This is a genomic window from Gelidibacter salicanalis (genome assembly GCF_007997285.1).
GTDB classification, from domain to species: Bacteria; Bacteroidota; Bacteroidia; order Flavobacteriales; family Flavobacteriaceae; genus Gelidibacter; species Gelidibacter salicanalis.
The window spans coordinates 1-17986 of the sequence record NZ_VORX01000011.1 but is presented as its reverse complement, the minus strand read 5'-3'; the positions used below and the strand labels follow the sequence as shown (position 1 = coordinate 17986).

The window sequence follows — 17986 nt, the reverse complement described above, 5'->3', positions numbered from 1 at the left end:
AATATTTTAAGACCGCGTAATTTCAAAATCACAAAGGGACCTTCTTCATGATAAAGAAAGTCCCTTTTTTATTGAATGCTTGCGTTTTAAACGGAGTCAAGCCCAGTTGAGCAGTAAGCAATTATTTTTTTCTGGCGATAACTTTATTAGCAGCCTTGATGATAGATGCGCTATTTAAGCCATATTTTTCCATAAGTTGCGCTGGTGTTCCAGATTCTCCAAAAGTATCTTGAGTGGCCACGAATTCTTGCGGTGCAGGATGATGTAATGCCAATACACGGGCAACACTTTCTCCTAATCCACCCATATAGTTATGTTCTTCAGCGGTTACCACACAGCCTGTTTTTCCAACAGATTTTAAAATAGCCTCATCATCCAATGGTTTAATGGTATGAATATCGATAACCTCTGCAGAAATGCCTTTATCATTCAGTGTTTTTGCTGCTTCAAGTGCTTCCCAAACCAAATGTCCGGTAGCGACAATTGTGACGTCAGTACCTTCCGTGAGTTGCAAGGCTTTTCCAATTTCGAAAGTTTGATCTTCTGGCGTAAAATTGGGAACCGATGGGCGACCGAAACGCAAGTAAACAGGACCTTTATGATCTGCAATGGCGATGGTAGCGGCTTTGGTTTGATTGTAATCACAGGTGTTGATAACCGTCATTCCTGGCAACATTTTCATCAATCCAATATCTTCTAAAATCTGGTGGGTGGCACCGTCTTCTCCAAGTGTTAAACCTGCATGCGATGCGCAAATTTTAACGTTCTTATCAGAATAAGCCACACTTTGTCTAATTTGATCGTACACACGACCTGTAGAAAAGTTTGCAAAGGTGCCGGTAAATGGAATTTTTCCACCAATAGTCAATCCTGCTGCCATACCAATCATATTAGCTTCAGCAATTCCTACTTGATAAAAACGCTCCGGATGGTTTTTTTTAAAATCGTCCATTTTTAAGGAGCCAATCAAATCGGCACAAAGCGCAACAACGTTTTCATTGGTTTGTCCCAATTCCGTTAGTCCCGCTCCAAATCCTGAACGTGTATCTTTATTTCCTGTATTTGTATATGTTTTCATATCTAATCTAAATTCGTAATTCGTAAAACTAAAATGGTTTAATAGTCGCCTAATGTTTCTGCATTCTGCTCCATTCCGATGGCCAATTGATCATCGTTTGGTGCTTTTCCGTGCCATGCGTGTGTATGCATCATAAAATCAACGCCATTACCCATAACAGTTTTTAAAAGTACACAAACGGGTTTGCCTTGTCCTGTTTTGGATTTTGCAACCGCCATTCCTTTTAAGATTTCATCAATGTTATTACCTTGGTTGATCTCCACAACGGTCCAACCAAATGCTTCAAATTTGTCCTTTACGTTACCCAATGGCAAGACAACATCTGTAGGTCCATCAATTTGTTGGCCGTTAAGATCTATCGTTGAGATAAGGTTGTCTACATTATTACCAGCAGCGTACATAATTGCTTCCCAGTTTTGACCTTCTTGCAATTCACCATCACCGTGTAAACTGTATATTAAATGCGAATCGTTATTTAATTTTTTCGCTTGCGCTGCGCCAATGGCTACAGACATGCCTTGGCCTAACGACCCAGAGGCTACGCGAATTCCTGGCAAACCTTCATGGGTTGTTGGATGCCCTTGTAAACGGGAATTGATCAATCTGAAGGTGCTTAATTCTTCTACAGGAAAATAACCTGCTCTTGCCAACACGCTATAAAATACTGGCGAAATATGACCGTTGGAAAGGAAGAATAAATCTTCGCCTATCCCGTCCATATCAAAGGTGTCTTTTCTGTCCATGATCTCATTGTACAGCGCTACTAAAAATTCAGCACAGCCTAATGAGCCTCCTGGGTGACCAGAATTGACCTTGTGTACCATACGGAGAATATCTCTGCGTACTTGGGTTGTTAAATCTTCTAATTGTTGTGTGTTTGACATTTTATAAAAGTTAGTTTTATGCTGCAAAAGTAGCCTTTTTAAGTTCGACAACAAAGTTGAAAATTACGCACTTATTAACGAATTGTTCGGTTTTGCTAACAATTGTAGGAAGGGTTCATGGTATTAGTTTCAAGAATTTTGCGCTCAAACGAGCACTTGGTTTAAACCACATATTTTTTGTAAAGTTTTACTAAGAGCTCTTTATCTTCAGCAGTGCATTACATATCTTTGCCAGCTTATTGGCACCATTTAAAATTTAGAAGCAAAGCGCTTTAGGTTTAAGGGGGTACAAATACCGCTTTTAGCGGCATCCATAGTCTGATTTGTCAGTAAAAAAAGTTTAGCACTGAGCATGCTTTTTTTTGACATATGACATCAGTTATTGCGAATACAATAGCGATGGCGCAGAGGATGCGTGTGATATCAATAAAAAATACCTGCTTCAAAACTCAATGTGATCGTTTTCAGATTGACCTAAAAATGATGTAGGTTTACGACTTATGAAATTCGAATTAAAAGGAAAAGACCTTCAAAGCAAGGCAAGAGCAGGGGTTCTTACTACAGATCATGGGGTTATTGAAACCCCTATTTTTATGCCGGTTGGCACTGTAGCCTCTGTAAAAGGTGTTCACCAGAGAGAACTAAAAAATGATATTAATGCTGATGTTATCTTAGGAAATACCTATCACTTATATCTACGTCCGCAAACTAGAATCCTAGAACAGGCAGGAGGTTTGCATAAATTCATGAATTGGGATCGCAATATCTTGACGGATTCAGGCGGGTACCAAGTCTATTCACTTTCTGCAAATCGCAAAATTAAGGAGGAAGGCGTAAAATTTAAATCGCATATTGACGGTAGTTACCATACGTTTACTCCTGAGAATGTGATGGAAATTCAACGTACCATTGGTGCCGATATTATCATGGCTTTTGATGAATGTACGCCCTATCCTTGCGATTATAATTATGCCAAACGCTCCATGCACATGACGCATAGATGGCTGGACCGATGTGTCAACCATTTAGAAAAACTCCCTTTTAAATACGGATACGAGCAAAGTTTTTTTCCTATTGTTCAGGGAAGCACTTATAAAGATTTGCGTTTGCAATCTGCCGAATATATTGCCAATGCCGGAGCGGTAGGAAACGCTATCGGAGGGCTTTCAGTAGGAGAGCCTGCAGAGGAAATGTACGCCATGACTGAAGTAGTGTGTGGGGTGTTGCCAGAAGATAAACCACGCTATTTAATGGGGGTGGGGACGCCTATCAATATTCTGGAAAATATCGCTTTAGGTATAGATATGTTTGATTGTGTGATGCCAACGCGTAATGCCCGAAATGGGATGTTGTTTACCGCGCACGGTACCATCAACATTAAAAATAAAAAGTGGGAAGACGATTTTTCTGCCTTGGATGAGATGGACATGACTTATGTAGATACGGAATATTCCAAAGCCTATTTGCGCCACTTATTTAGCGTAAATGAGCGCTTGGCCATGCAAATTGCCACCATTCACAACCTCGGATTTTATTTATGGTTGGTCAGAGAAGCAAGAAAACATATCTTAGCCGGAGATTTCAGACCTTGGAAAGAGATGATGGTGAAACAGATGGATAAACGGTTGTAGAACTTGAAATTGAAGTTGAAATTGAAATTGAAATTGAAGTTGAGGTGAAGTTGAAATTGAAATCGAAGTTGAAGTTAAAGTGAAGCCTGATATCTCTTATGAAATTGAAATGGAAGTTGAAATTTTACACAATAAATATTAAATAAACCATAGTCGCCAAACATTGAAAATATTAGATTGGTACATATTAAAACGTTATCTTCTCACTTTTGTGATGATGTTATTGCTGTTTATACCTATTGGTATCACGGTAAATCTTGCCGAAAAAATTGGTAAGATTTTAGAAAATAACGTGCCTTTCTGGGAAGTAGCGGTGTATTATCTCAACTTTACCATCTACTTTGCCAACTTATTATTCCCAATATTTTTATTTCTATCGGTAATTTGGTTCACCTCCAAACTCGCCAACAATACTGAAATAGTAGCCTTTTTAAGCTCGGGGGTGTCGTTCTCCCGTTTCTTGCGACCTTATATTATTGGGGCGACCATCATCTCCATATTTGCAATGGTTTTGGGGTTTTATCTTGCGCCAATTGCCAGCCAAGGGTTTAATGAATTCACCTATAAATATTTAAAAAGTGCCCGACATCAACAACCGGGGCAGAATATCTTTAGACAGATTAACGACACGGATTTTATTTACGTGAGTAGTTTTGATGTCGCTCAGAAAAGAGGGTATAACTTCACTTTGGAGCATATTGAAAAGAACGAATTAAAATACAAAATTTTCGCGAATTCCATCGTTTATTCTGAAAAAGACAGTACCTATAAACTGTTCAATTATTACAAAAGAACCATAACCGATAACGGTGACATCATTGAGAATTCCAGACGTAAGGATACCGTATTTTCTTTTGATTTAGAAGATTTGACGCCGGTCAATTACATTGCAGAAACCAAACCTTACTCAGAATTGGTAGACTTTATTGATAAAGAAAAGGCCCGGGGTTCTTCAAATATTGGCCGCTATGAGGTGGTGAAATATAAAAAATGGAGCTTACCTGTAGCGGTATTTATTTTAACCATTATTGCCGTGTCCGTATCGTCTATTAAACGAAGAGGAGGGATGGGCGTTAACTTGGCCTTCGGTATTACGACCGCCATGGTTTATGTGTTTTTCGATAAGGTGTTTGGGGTTTTGGCCGAGCAATCTGATTTTTCGCCATTAATAGCCGTATGGCTTCCTAATGTGGTCTTTGGTATTTTGGCTGTCTATCTCCTCTACAATGCAAAACGCTAAACTCAAAAATTACCTACACCTTCATTTTCTGATTTTTATTGCCGGATTTACCGCTATTTTGGGTGAACTGATTACCATTGGTTCCATTCCGCTAGTCTGGTACCGCATGGTTATGGCCGGAATTTTGATGTTTCTTTACATCAAACTGATCAAACTGAAAATTAAGGTTGACAAACGGACCATGCTTAAGTTTTTTGCTGCGGGTGTCATCATTGCACTACATTGGATTACATTTTTTGAGGCCATTAAACAATCCAATATCTCCATAACCCTGGCCATGTTTTCTACGGGTGCATTTTTCGCTTCGTTTATTGAGCCACTGTTTTATAAACGTCGGATTATCTGGTATGAAATTCTATTCGGTCTGATTGTTATTATTGGAGTGTTCCTGATAACCCATGGCGAATTAAAATATATCAATGGTATTATTTTGGGGGTGGTATCTGCTTTATTGTCTAGTCTTTTTGCGGTGATTAACGGCACCTTTATTCAGAAGCACTCGGCTACGGTCATCTCATTTTATGAATTTGTAAGTGGCGTGGTATTTCTCAGCATATTTATCCTTGTATTTAAAGGCGGCTTCAATGCCGACTTCTTTACACTCGCTACTTCAGATTGGGTATACCTTTTTATTTTGGCCTCCATATGTACGGCTTATGCCTTTATAGGATCTGTAAAGGTGATGAAGTTTATCAGTCCTTATACGGTAGTTTTGTCTTATAATTTAGAGCCTGTATATGGCATAACTCTAGCACTTATTTTGTTTCCAGAAACTGAAACCATGGGACCTCAATTTTATTATGGTGCCGCTCTAGTTTTGCTGGCAGTCCTATTGGATGGAGTCTTAAAAAACGTCATTTCTTACCGCGATAGAAAACGAAAGCGCTACAAAATTGATTAATTATTTAGAGTTGCTTTGATTATACGTACCTTTGCAGAGACCTCTAAAAAATACCGTATTTTTCGTATTATTGAGTTTATAACAACGGAAAAAATACGTAGGTTTGTAGGCTAACTAATAATTAAACCTTAAATTTCTATGGAGTATTTAGAATTTGAGCTTCCCATAAAAGAACTAGAAGATCAACTATCAAAGTGCCAAGTCATTGGTAAAGAAAGTGATGTTGATGTCACTCAAACCTGCGAGCAAATTGAGAAGAAGCTCATTGCTACTAAAAAAGATATTTATAAAAATCTTACGGCGTGGCAGCGTGTACAGTTATCACGCCACCCCAATAGACCATATACCTTAGATCATATTAAAGCTTTGTGTGGTGATTCTTTTTTAGAATTGCACGGCGATAGAAATGTTAAGGATGATAAAGCCATGATTGGTGGTTTAGGTAAGATTGGCAATCAATCTTATATGTTTATTGGCCAACAAAAGGGGTACAACACTAAAACAAGACAGTATCGCAATTTTGGGATGTCAAATCCTGAAGGTTATCGCAAAGCATTACGCTTAATGAAGTCAGCGGAGAAGTTTAAAATTCCTGTAGTTACTTTAATTGATACTCCCGGTGCTTATCCAGGTTTGGAAGCTGAAGAACGCGGCCAAGGTGAAGCTATTGCGAGAAACATTTTGGAAATGACCCGTTTAAAGGTGCCAATTATTTGTGTGATTATTGGCGAAGGCGCCTCTGGAGGGGCTTTAGGTATTGGTGTTGGAGATCGTGTATTAATGATGGAAAACACGTGGTATTCGGTCATTTCTCCAGAATCGTGCTCGTCTATTTTATGGCGTAGCTGGGAGTATAAAGAACAGGCCGCAGAAGCATTAAAGCTGACCGCTCCTGATATGAAAAAAATGAAATTAGTTGACGACATTATTAAAGAGCCTTTGGGTGGTGCGCACACCAACCGCGAAGAAGCCTTTTTGTCAGTTAAAAAAGCCATCGAAAAATCTTTTGCTGAGCTTAAAAACTTATCACCAAAAGATTTGGTGAAAAATCGCATGGAGAAATATGCAGATATGGGTGTCTATAAATAACAACTCCCTCATACTATAACAAGAATCAAAACTGGAGTTGTTAACTTCGGTTTTTTTTGTCCTTATTAACAATATAATCAAGTTATTAACAGTTACATTGTTGATGACCTGTTAAGATTGAAGCTTAATAAATCAGCTTCTTTCTTTACAATTTATTTACTTTCGCATTCATGAAGCAACCAAATCAGATACAAGGCTACAAAGTAGACAAAAGCACAATTATAAGCTTAGAGAAGGGTAAAATCCCACCTCAAGCCATTGATTTAGAAGAAGTTGTACTTGGAGCCATGATGATTGATAAAAAGGGTGTGGATGAAGTAATTGACATCCTCAGTCCTGATGCGTTCTATAAAGACGCTCATAAACACATCTTTGAAGCCATTTTTAAATTGTTTGAAAACAGTGAACCGGTGGATTTATTAACCGTTTCTAGCCAACTTAAGAAAGATGCAAAATTAGATTTGGTGGGTGGCGATTTTTATCTGATTTCATTAACCCAACGCGTGTCCTCTTCAGCGCATATTGAGTTTCATGCCCGTATTATTTTGCAGAAATTTATTCAGCGGAGTCTGATTAAAATTTCCAACGAAATTATTGAAGAAGCCTATGATGAAACCAAGGATGTTTTCGACTTGTTAGATCAGGCCGAAGCCAAACTTTACGAAGTCACCCAAGGCAACATCAAAAAATCAACTGAAACTGCCCAAAGTTTGGTAATTCAGGCAAAAAAGAAGATTGAAGATATTTCCAACAAAGAAGGCTTGAGTGGTATTCCGTCAGGCTTTGATAAATTGGATAAGTTGACCTCAGGCTGGCAAGAAAGTGATTTAATCATTGTGGCAGCGCGTCCTGGTATGGGTAAAACAGCGTTGACCTTATCAATGGCGCGAAATATTGCGGTAACCCACAACATTCCCGTGGCTTTTTTCTCATTAGAGATGGCATCGGTGCAATTAATAACCCGTCTAATTTCAAGTGAAACGGGCTTGTCTTCGGAAAAGTTGCGTACCGGGAAGCTAGAGAAACACGAATGGGAACAATTAAACGTTAAGGTGAAAGCTTTAGAAAAAGCTCCACTTTTTATTGACGATACCCCATCGCTTTCTATTTTTGATTTACGGGCAAAGGCACGTCGTTTGGCCTCGCAATACGGTATAAAAATGATCATTATTGATTATTTGCAATTAATGACTGCCGGTGGCAGTCAAAAAGGCGGAAACAGGGAGCAGGAAATTTCTACAATCTCTCGTAACCTAAAGGCTTTGGCTAAGGAATTGAGTGTTCCGGTAATTGCCTTATCACAACTATCACGTGCCGTGGAAACTCGTGGTGGGAGTAAAAGACCGTTATTATCTGATTTACGTGAATCTGGTGCAATTGAGCAAGATGCGGATATTGTATCCTTTATCTACAGACCCGAATATTATAAAATTGACGAGTGGGATGATGAAGAACGTTCGCCAACCGAAGGTCAAGCGGAGTTTATCATTGCAAAGCATAGAAATGGTGGCTTGGAAAACATCAGATTGAAATTTATCGGACATCTTGGTAAATTTGACAACCTTGATGATTTTGATACGCCATTTGGAGAGTTTCATTCTAAAATGAATGCAGCAGCCAATGACAATACATTTAATTCCAGCAATTTCCCGTCGCCATCAGATGCGTTCGATCCTCCTCCAATGGATGATGATGACGATAATGATGTGCCATTTTAAAATCCCGCGGTTTCATTCCTATTTTTAAGTGTATAAGATTATCTTTGGATGATTTTAAAACAGGATAACCAATGGAGAAAAGACGTACAACCAATTTATTGCTATTAGTTATTGTTGTGCCTCTGGTTTTTTATTTGTTAAAAATCCTATCCTTCATTTTTATTCCATTGGCGTTCTCTATGTTTATAGCGCTCTTGTTTTTGCCGCTAATGCGTTGGTTGGGCAAAAAAGGCGTTCCTAAATATGTCAGTATTTTTATTGTCATTCTTCTAATTCTGTTGGGACTTGGAGTCACGGCGGAACTGATCCATTTGTCCAGCAGGCAGATCCTTGCTTCGGATAGTACATTTTTTGGACAAGCCGAGGGGAAATTACGCCATCTTAAGGACTCTTTCGAATCTTATTTTGGGGTAGAATTGGGCAAAAACGGCAACATTATGGCTCAAATTGCGGAAACTAAAAACATTGGGTCAGTGGTTGGCTTTGTGGGCAGTTTTTTAAGTATGTCCCTGACCACCGCCTTTTTTACGGTATTGTGGTTGGCAGAGTCGATCAACGTGCAAAAACTCATGAATGCCACCTTGCTTAAGCAGAAACATACGTCCGTAAAGACCTTCCTTAAAATTGAAAACGACCTCATAAAATTCATAAAAGTTAAGTTTTTAGTGAGTTTGGGTACCGGCATCTTTACTGGGTTGGCTTGTGTGTATTTTGATGTTAGTTTTCCAATATTCTGGGGTCTTTTTGCCTTTGTGATTAACTTTGTACAAATGATCGGATCGTTTATTTCAGTCATTAGTTTGTCTCTTTTTGCCTTCGTCGAGTTGGATACCACCAGTACTTTGCTCATATTTATGCTGGCCATCACTTTAGTACAGGTAATATTCGGGGCTATATTAGAACCTATTTTTATGGGTAAATCCTTTGCTATAAATATCATTGCGGTCTTGGTAATGTTGATGTTTTGGGGCTTTATCTGGGGTATTCCCGGCATGATTATGTCTATTCCAATCACCGTGTTTCTCAAAATTATATTAGAACAATTTCCTAATACCAAGATTATAGCCAGTTTGCTGTCTGGAAAAGAGTTCATCATTAAAAAGTAACACCATTTAATATTTTTCTAAAGCGTTTACTACGGCTGTATTTTTGTTTATCTTTCCATTGAAGATAAGCACCATTTAAGTCGATGACTTTATAGTGCCATCACTGTAAAAAATGTAAATTTGAAAACACTTGTTGCCATTGTCATATTCTTCTGTATTTTCCTCAATTCATTCGCATCCTACATTCTAATTCCTATGGATGCTGAGGGGCAAAAGGATCATCTAAAAGCATACGGCGTCACCTATTGGACGCTCGAAAAGCAGTTAAAAGTAAATTGGTTGCTCAATTATCGGGGTGGTTCATTTTTATTACCAGATAGCCCTGAAATTCAAAGGGAATGCCAAATCAGGGGCGTTTCTTTTGAAATTATTTCCGATGCCAAAACTGAAGAAATTCTGCAATTGATTAGTAGCCCATCCCAAAATATGGAAGCTGTAGTGCTCGAAAAAGCACCAAAAATTGCCGTGTATTCTCCTAAAGGGAATCCACCTTGGGATGATGCCGTTACGATGGTGCTGACCTATGCTGAAATTCCTTATGAAACGATTTATGACGAAGAAGTTTTGAATGATGCCTTAGTTCTTTATGATTGGCTCCATCTGCATCACGAAGATTTTACTGGACAATACGGCAAATTTTACCGTACTTATAAATCGGCAGCCTGGTATATTGAAGATAAAAAACAATCAGAAGCCTTGGCGGCCAAATTGGGATATGCTAAAGTGTCTGAACAAAAATTGGCCGTGGCTTTAAAAATACGCAACTATGTTGTGGGCGGCGGATTTATGTTCGCTATGTGCAGCGCTACGGACAGCTTCGATATTGCCCTAGCGGCTGAGGGAATTGATATTTGCGAACCGATGTTTGACGGTGATGCCAGTGCACCTAACTATCAAAGCAAGCTAGATTTCGACAAAACCTTCGCATTTAAAGACTTTATTTTGGAACGCAATCCTAATATCTATGAGTTTTCATCCATTGATATGACTAATAAACGTCAAATTCCCATGACTACTGATTACTTTACCTTAATGGATTTTTCTGCAAAATGGGATCCTATCCCAACCATGTTGTGTCAGAATCATACTGCATTAGTAAAGGGTTTTATGGGACAGACTACAGCGTTTGCTCCCGAACATATCAAATCTAATGTGTTGGTGATGGGCGAAAACAAAACCAATGGCGAGGCAAAATATATCCATGGTATTAAAGGGAAAGGCTTTTTTACCTTTTATGGCGGACATGATCCGGAGGATTACACCCATAAAGTAGGCGACCCCAAAACGGAATTAGAGCTCCATCCCACATCACCTGGTTATCGATTGATCTTGAATAATGTGCTGTTTCCGGCTGCCAAGAAGAAAAAACAGAAAACCTAAGCTATTTACAAAGTCGAAAATCTAGGTTTTTTGAGTACTAATTTATGACGATAAATGGATTTGCGATAGTAAAGTTCATCAATCAGTTAAATACTAAAAGTATAACCGATTATTTTTGATCGTTATTTGAGCAGATTTGAGAACCATTGTAATGTTTAGGGCGCTCATATGGCTAACAACGGATGATTTCATACTTTAAAATTAAACCAAATCTATGTCTACTAAAGAGAACATATTAAATAAAATACAGATTCTAATTGCCAATAGTTTTAAAACACCAGAAGAAGCGTTCGCTTTTTTTGATGCTGATAAGGACGGGAAATTGTCAAACAAAGAGATTTCGGAGCTGCTCCGTAAAGCTGAGATCAGCGGACTCATTAGGGTGTAGTCACATCAAAACTTTAAGAAGGTTATGATAAGGATCATAATGCACTGGTGAGTTGGCAAGAGTTTAGAACTGCCGTTTCTGAAATTAAAAATTAAATAATAAGCCCCTTTTAATGCTGTACTACGTTAAACAATTTTTTAGATTATTCTTCGCTTCAGTAGTATACTGGTCCTTTGCATTCTGTTTTTTTATACTCATACGCTATCTGGGTAGAGAACAGGAACAGGTAGATGCCATACAACAGAGTAGGGTGTTGCCAGTATCTGAATACCTGTTATTCGGCGTGGTCTTAGGCGTCATGGTAGCCATTGTGTACACCGTTGTGGAATATGCTTTTGATAAGTTTTTATCCAAGGCATTGAATTTGGGAGTGATTTTATTTTTTAAATCCATCATTTACTTGATATTCCTTATTTTCTCATTGACCATTATTGCCTATTTAGCGGAAGACTACATCGGCGTCGATTTCCCCAACCATACTGGATGGTGGATGTCTAACAAGATTTTTTGGATGGTTACAGCCTATTTTATCATTTGTTCGCTGCTATTTTCATTTATCAGATTGGCCAACGATAAATTTGGGAAAGGAATTATTTTCAAAATGCTGATTGGACGGTATAAAAATCCGCGGGAAGTAGAGAAGATCTTTATGTTTTTAGACATGAAATCGTCTACTACTCATGCCGAAAAATTGGGGCATTTAAAATACAGCATGCTCATTCAGGATTGTTTTTTCTATCTCAACAAGATTATAAATAAGTACGATGCTGAAGTGTATCAGTATGTGGGTGATGAAGCCGTATTGAGTTGGACACCAAAAAGTGGCATTAGAAACCTTAATTGTATCAGATTGTTCTTCGATTTTGACCGAAAACTAAAACGTCATTCGCGCTATTATAAGAAAAAGTATGGTGTTCAACCAGAGTTTAAGGCTGGGCTACATACTGGGAAAATTATTATAGCCGAAGTGGGAACGGTAAAAAAGGAATTGGCGTACCATGGCGATGTGATCAATTCAACCTCGCGCATTCAAGAAAAATGCAATGATTATAATGAGTCTCTACTAATTTCAGAAGACTTAATGAGCAAACTTAAGTTAACTTCTAAGTTCGAAGCCATTTCTCTTGGTGATGAGTTATTGGATGGCAAAACTGAGGAACTCAAAATTTTTGCCATCCATAGAAAGTAAAATCTGGTAATGTAGTAATTAAAATGTGTAGGACATGGCCACACCTCTGTAGTCATCTCCTGAGAAATTACGACCTGCAGTTGGTGAAACTCTAAGTGAGGCGTCTTTTGTCTTATGAAGTTCAGGAACCAGGATACCTGTAGCGGCACCTAAGCCATAACCAATAAGCACATCCGTTAGGAAATGTTGTCCGGCTTTTATCCTGAAATATCCAACAGTAGCAGGAACAGCGGCAGCTGCAGCCCAAATAAAGAACTTGCCTTCAGCATCAGGATTGTAATCTGAATACACTTTTGCCGCAAAAAATGTAGCGGTTGCAGAAGCAGCAACATGACCTGAATAGAAAGATCGTTGACCACTATTGCTCAAGCGTCTGTCCATTTTTAAATTTTCGTCATAAACATACGGGCGCGACTTATCAACCAAACCAGCCGTGATAGAAAAGAGGGCAGCTGTGGTGGAAAGACTTTCTAGATACATTCCTAAAAATTGGCCTGTATGATCGTTAATGTCATCGTTAAATAATAGCACTAATGGTGCAGCGAAAGAAACGGCAAAAGGAATGTCACTAATACTACTAGCGCTTTCTGAATTATATCCAGCAGCCCATCGGTTAATCCTGCTGATATCATTTTTGTCTAATGCATTTAATTCCGCCATGGTGATACCTTCTTTATCTTGTATAAGCATTAAACCGTAAGCGCTACCACCTAATCCGGCGCCCAGCCAAATGCCGTCTTTTATCCAATTCCATTCGTATGGCGTATTATTCTGTTGTGCATTTGAGCTTATGGTAATTAATAAGGTAAGGATGAAAAGAATTTTTTTCATAAAATAGATTTTAGGTTATTGATTGAATCTCGTGGCGAAAATAGAAAAGTAGGTGCATGTGCAGTAACGGTTATCCCACAAAAGTTAACTCAAACATTGGAGTCTACTGGACACAAAAAATCCGGTTCATGAAGAACCGGATTTTTATAAGCGAATTGTGGTTATTATTTTGGCGAAAACGCCTTATTTTGAAATTTGTTTAGCAATGGCTTCAAAAGCATTTGGATTGTTCATCGCTAAATCAGCAAGAACCTTACGGTTTAAACTGATGTTGTTAGCTTTGATACCTCCCATAAACTTTGAATAAGACATTCCGTGTAATCTGGCTGCAGCGTTGATACGCATAATCCATAATGAACGGAAATTTCTCTTCTTTACTTTACGGTCTCTGTACGAATATAACATCGCTTTATCAACCGCGTTTTTGGCTACTGTCCAAACGTTTTTACGTCTTCCAAAGTATCCTTTTGCTTGTTTAAGAACCTTTTTTCTTCTGGCTCTTTTTGCTACTGAATTTACTGATCTTGGCATTTCTTAATTGTTTTTTTGTAGTAGGCGGTCGGTAACCGACACTTTGTCTTTTTTATCGTCGTAAATCAAAAATCATCAATCTACAATCGCTAATCTTTTAGCCTATCTCCAGGGTTTATACTATTGTTTTAACCAATTAAAATGGGTTACTTTAAACGTAACATCACTTTAACATTGTTCTCGTCTGCTTTATGCACCAAAGTGTCATGTGTCAGAGCAAGTTTACGCTTCTTAGATTTTTTCGTCAAGATATGACTCTTAAAAGCGTGCTTTCTTTTAATCTTCCCAGTGCCCGTTAGTTTAAAACGTTTCTTAGCACTAGATTTTGTTTTCATTTTCGGCATTTTTCTCCTAAATTTAAATTTACTATTCGCTTATTATCTTATATATACATAGTTGCCTATGTGTACTTATTTCTTTTTTGGCGCAATGAACATGGTCATACGCTTACCTTCTAATCTTGGCATTTGCTCAACCTTACCATATTCTTCAAGATCTTGGGCCAATTTTAATAGTAAAATCTGTCCTTGCTCTTTAAACACAATAGATCGTCCTTTAAAAAATACAAAAGCTTTCAGCTTTGCACCTTCCTTCAGAAACTTCTCAGCGTGTTTCTTTTTGAATTCGTAATCGTGATCATCTGTTTGAGGACCAAAACGTATTTCCTTAACAACAACTTTAGTCGCTTTAGACTTTAAGGCCTTATCGCGCTTCTTTTGTTCATAGAGAAACTTCTTATAATCCATGACCTTACATACAGGCGGATCAGCTTTTGGTGATATCTCAACCAGATCTACACCCTGCTCTTCAGCCATTGCTAAAGCTTGCCTAGTGGTGTATATACCAGTTTCAACATTATCTCCTACAAGTCTTACGTTCTCGGATCGAATGTTTCTGTTAATTTTATGTTGCTCCTCTTTTTCAGTTCTTTTGAAGCTACCTCTGTTTCTACGAATTGCTATGGCTTATATATTTTTTAGTTAAACTTAATGTGCCTATTTAAAGGTTTTCAATGTCTTTTTTACTTCTGTATCGACAATTTGAGAGAACTCTTCTACACTAATCATGCCTAAGTCTTCTCCGCCATGTTGTCGTACAGTAATCATGTTTTCGTTCTCTTCATTCTCACCTAGAATAATCATATAGGGGATTTTGGCTATTTCCGCTTCGCGGATTTTCTTGCCAATGGTCTCATTTCTATGATCAGCGAGGGCGCGAATTTCGGCATTTTCTAGCAAATTTAAAACTTTTTCGGCGTATTTTTCATATTTCTCACTAATTGATAATATGATCACCTGCGTTGGCATGAGCCAAAGCGGGAAATTTCCACCTGTGTGCTCTAACAAAATAGCTACAAAACGTTCCATACTACCAAACGGCGCACGGTGTATCATGACCGGTCTGTGCAGTTCATTATCGCTACCTTTATAGGTCAAATCAAAACGTTCTGGTAGATTGTAATCAACCTGAATTGTCCCAAGTTGCCAGTTTCTGCCCAAAGCATCTTTAACCATAAAGTCTAACTTCGGACCGTAGAACGCAGCTTCTCCTGTTTCTACCACATAATTTAGACCTTTATCTATCGCCGCATTTAGGATGGCAGCCTCAGCTTTCTCCCAATTTTCATCACTACCAATATATTTTTCTGGAGTATTAGGGTCTCTTAAGGATACCTGGGCGGTAAAATTCTCAAAACCTAAAGATCCAAAGACATACAGTACCAAATCGATAACGTCTTTAAACTCTTTATCCAATTGGTCAGGCATACAAAAGATATGCGCATCATCTTGCGTAAAGCCTCTCACACGCGTTAAGCCATGTAGCTCGCCACTTTGTTCGTAGCGGTACACCGTACCAAATTCGGCATAACGTTTAGGAAGTTCCTTATAAGAGAACGGCTTCGCATTATAAATTTCACAATGGTGAGGGCAGTTCATGGGTTTTAATAAGAACTCTTCACCTTCAGAAGGGGTAAGGATGGGCTGAAAACTGTCGGCACCATATTTCTCGTAGTGACCAGAAGTGACGTACAATTCTTTTTGGCCTATGTGTGGGGTAACCACCATTTCATATCCCGCTTTCTTTTGTGCTTGCTTTAAAAAGTTTTCAAGGCGTTCACGCAAGGCGGCACCTTTAGGCAGCCATAATGGCAGACCTTGACCTACTTTTGACGAAAAGGTGAATAATTCAAGCTCTTTTCCTAGTTTACGGTGGTCCCGTTTTTTAGCTTCTTCAAGTAAATAGAGGTATTCCGTCAAATCTTTCTGTTTAGGAAATGAAATACCGTATACACGTGTTAATTGTTTATTCTTTTCATCACCTCTCCAATACGCACCCGCAACCGACATTATTTTGACAGCTTTAATGATGCCCGTATTAGGGATGTGTCCACCTCTACACAAATCTGTAAACGTCGCATGATCACAAAAGGTAATCGTTCCGTCTTCCAGATTTTCAATCAATTCTACTTTATATTCATTGTCTTGAGCCTTATATAAGGATAAAGCGTCGTCTTTGGTTACAGAACGCAAGTTAAAGTCGTGCTTACCCCTGGCAATTTCCAGCATTTTTGTTTCAATGGTCTTAAAATCCTTGTCAGAAATGGTGCCTTCACCTAAATCAACATCGTAATAAAAACCGTTTTCAATAGCGGGACCGATAGAAAGTTTTACGCCAGGATATAACTCTTCAAGTGCCTGCGCCAAAACGTGGGCTGATGAATGCCAAAAAGCTTTCTTCCCATCCTTGTCGTTCCAAGTATATAATATCAAGGCACCATCCGTGGTCAATGGGGTATGGGTTTCCACCGTAGTTCCATTAAAATTTGCTGAAATCACATTTCGGGCAAACCCTTCACTTATACTTTTGGCAACATCCATTGGCGTTGCATTGTTCTCAAACGGTTTTACACTTCCGTCTGGTAGCGTTATATCAATCATATATATCTTACTAATTAGGTTGACAAAGATAAGAGGTTATAAACTTTCATACAATATATATATAGGTATAATATAGAGTGTCTCATAATTTTCCGCCTGAGAGATTCATTATTACATGCCCCTATAATATAAGAAGCTAGTCCTACCATATATTATAGGAACAGAACACTATATAAGTTGGTACCTATTATAATGAAGTATAGAACTTCGGATTGGTATAGTGGACTCCATATATAGGTAGCATTTTGTAACCTATTTAGGTCAATGAATTGTTTTTGGGCGTTTGGTCTGCCCTCTGGGGCAGCCCACCGCGCTCTCGCCCCTCACTTTTTCCAGCCGCAGGAGCGTCTGCAAAAGAGTTCAAACAAGGGCTCCATCGCTAACGCGGGCCAGCCGCAGAGATCGTGCCGTAGGAAGAGCGTTGCTCCGCGCGGACTAAACCCTTCATTTTCAGAATGGAGAAAAAAACTTTAAAAAAACAGAAAGATTAGTTTGTTTGTAAAGTAAAAAGGGTTGTATATTTGCACCCCGCAAACGAGGGGCCGCAGGGCCGCCCAGACAAGGGAAAGCGTTCATTACCATCTTAAAATAGAGAAGCAAATTTTTTTCAAAAAAGGTTTTGCAGATTCAAAAAAGGTTGTATGTTTGCAGCCGCTTAAAACGGTAACGTTTAGCAGCGGAAAGTTCATTAAAATAATGTTTATTGCGAGTTGATTAGAGTGTGAAAAAAAACTTTTAAAAAAACTTTCAAAAACATTGTAGGAATTAAAAAAGGGTTATATATTTGCACCCGCTTAGCGATTGAGTTTGCTAAGACAGACAAGAAATAAGTTCATTAACATATTGGATTGACAGCGTAGCGAAGTACTGGAAACGGTATTAGCACAATAAAGAACAAACCATTTTGAGTACCAAACATTAAATTTCCTTTGGTCGTTGAAAAGTACTGAACGCAAGTTCAAAAAAATTAACGATGAAGAGTTTGATCCTGGCTCAGGATGAACGCTAGCGGCAGGCCTAACACATGCAAGTCGAACGGTAACAGCACTTCGGTGGCTGACGAGTGGCGCACGGGTGAGTA

General features: G+C 38.6%; 16 protein-coding genes and 1 rRNA gene. 10 read left to right on the top strand and 7 right to left on the bottom strand.

Annotation, left to right across the window (positions count from 1 at the left end):
- Positions 1 to 121 precede the first annotated feature (121 nt).
- Both ES711_RS15590 and ES711_RS15585 read right to left on the bottom strand, forming a co-directional pair.
- Positions 122 to 1078: a transketolase family protein gene (locus tag ES711_RS15590; protein ID WP_146894239.1), complete on the bottom strand. Its 957-nt coding sequence runs from the start codon at positions 1076 to 1078 to the stop codon at positions 122 to 124.
- Positions 1079 to 1116: 38 nt separating this feature from the next.
- Entirely contained in the window at positions 1117 to 1962 is an 846-nt protein-coding gene (locus tag ES711_RS15585) for a transketolase (RefSeq protein ID WP_146894238.1), read from the bottom strand.
- A 500-nt stretch (positions 1963 to 2462) separates the two neighbouring features.
- Here ES711_RS15585 and tgt point away from each other — a divergent pair, with 500 nt between their 5' ends.
- The 9 genes from tgt (at position 2463) to ES711_RS15540 (ending at position 12604) form a co-directional block, all read left to right on the top strand.
- Positions 2463 to 3593: a tRNA guanosine(34) transglycosylase Tgt gene (gene tgt, locus ES711_RS15580; RefSeq protein WP_146894237.1), complete on the top strand. Its 1131-nt coding sequence runs from the start codon at positions 2463 to 2465 to the stop codon at positions 3591 to 3593.
- Positions 3594 to 3756: 163 nt separating this feature from the next.
- Complete coding sequence (locus ES711_RS15575; RefSeq protein ID WP_146894236.1) at positions 3757 to 4833, top strand: LptF/LptG family permease; 1077 nt, start codon at positions 3757 to 3759, stop codon at positions 4831 to 4833.
- Entirely contained in the window at positions 4820 to 5734 is a 915-nt protein-coding gene (locus ES711_RS15570) for a DMT family transporter (protein ID WP_146894235.1), read from the top strand. Before ES711_RS15575 ends, ES711_RS15570 begins: the two co-directional genes overlap by 14 nt.
- A gap of 138 nt (positions 5735 to 5872) precedes the next feature.
- A complete protein-coding gene (locus ES711_RS15565) occupies positions 5873 to 6823 on the top strand; it encodes an acetyl-CoA carboxylase carboxyltransferase subunit alpha (RefSeq protein WP_146894234.1) in 951 nt (316 codons plus the stop codon).
- 170 nt (positions 6824 to 6993) lie between these two features.
- Positions 6994 to 8541 (top strand): replicative DNA helicase, encoded by a 1548-nt coding sequence (dnaB, locus tag ES711_RS15560; RefSeq protein ID WP_146894233.1) that lies wholly within the window; start codon positions 6994 to 6996, stop codon positions 8539 to 8541.
- 71 nt (positions 8542 to 8612) lie between these two features.
- Positions 8613 to 9647, top strand: coding sequence for an AI-2E family transporter (locus ES711_RS15555; protein ID WP_146894232.1), 1035 nt, complete (start codon positions 8613 to 8615; stop codon positions 9645 to 9647).
- A 195-nt stretch (positions 9648 to 9842) separates the two neighbouring features.
- Positions 9843 to 11027: an asparagine synthetase B gene (locus ES711_RS15550; RefSeq protein ID WP_146894281.1), complete on the top strand. Its 1185-nt coding sequence runs from the start codon at positions 9843 to 9845 to the stop codon at positions 11025 to 11027.
- Between the two features lie 214 nt (positions 11028 to 11241).
- Positions 11242 to 11415 (top strand): EF-hand domain-containing protein, encoded by a 174-nt coding sequence (locus ES711_RS16540; protein ID WP_246139220.1) that lies wholly within the window; start codon positions 11242 to 11244, stop codon positions 11413 to 11415.
- Between the two features lie 112 nt (positions 11416 to 11527).
- Entirely contained in the window at positions 11528 to 12604 is a 1077-nt protein-coding gene (locus ES711_RS15540; protein ID WP_146894231.1) for an adenylate/guanylate cyclase domain-containing protein, read from the top strand.
- An 18-nt stretch (positions 12605 to 12622) separates the two neighbouring features.
- Here the strand turns inward: ES711_RS15540 and ES711_RS15535 are convergent, their stop codons facing one another.
- From ES711_RS15535 to thrS, 5 genes are all read right to left on the bottom strand, one after another.
- Positions 12623 to 13435, bottom strand: coding sequence for a phosphatase PAP2 family protein (locus tag ES711_RS15535; protein WP_146894230.1), 813 nt, complete (start codon positions 13433 to 13435; stop codon positions 12623 to 12625).
- A 183-nt stretch (positions 13436 to 13618) separates the two neighbouring features.
- Positions 13619 to 13966: a 50S ribosomal protein L20 gene (gene rplT, locus ES711_RS15530; RefSeq protein WP_146894229.1), complete on the bottom strand. Its 348-nt coding sequence runs from the start codon at positions 13964 to 13966 to the stop codon at positions 13619 to 13621.
- 146 nt (positions 13967 to 14112) lie between these two features.
- The gene (rpmI, locus tag ES711_RS15525) at positions 14113 to 14310 is read right to left on the bottom strand and encodes a 50S ribosomal protein L35 (RefSeq protein ID WP_133758826.1); all 198 of its coding nucleotides are present in this window, start codon (positions 14308 to 14310) and stop codon (positions 14113 to 14115) included.
- Between the two features lie 66 nt (positions 14311 to 14376).
- A complete protein-coding gene (gene infC / locus ES711_RS15520) occupies positions 14377 to 14868 on the bottom strand; it encodes a translation initiation factor IF-3 (protein ID WP_246139224.1) in 492 nt (163 codons plus the stop codon).
- Between the two features lie 93 nt (positions 14869 to 14961).
- A complete protein-coding gene (gene thrS / locus ES711_RS15515) occupies positions 14962 to 16905 on the bottom strand; it encodes a threonine--tRNA ligase (protein WP_146894227.1) in 1944 nt (647 codons plus the stop codon).
- 970 nt (positions 16906 to 17875) lie between these two features.
- Between thrS and ES711_RS15510 the strand changes: the two genes are divergently transcribed.
- Positions 17876 to 17986 (top strand): 16S ribosomal RNA (locus ES711_RS15510); the annotation flags it as partial.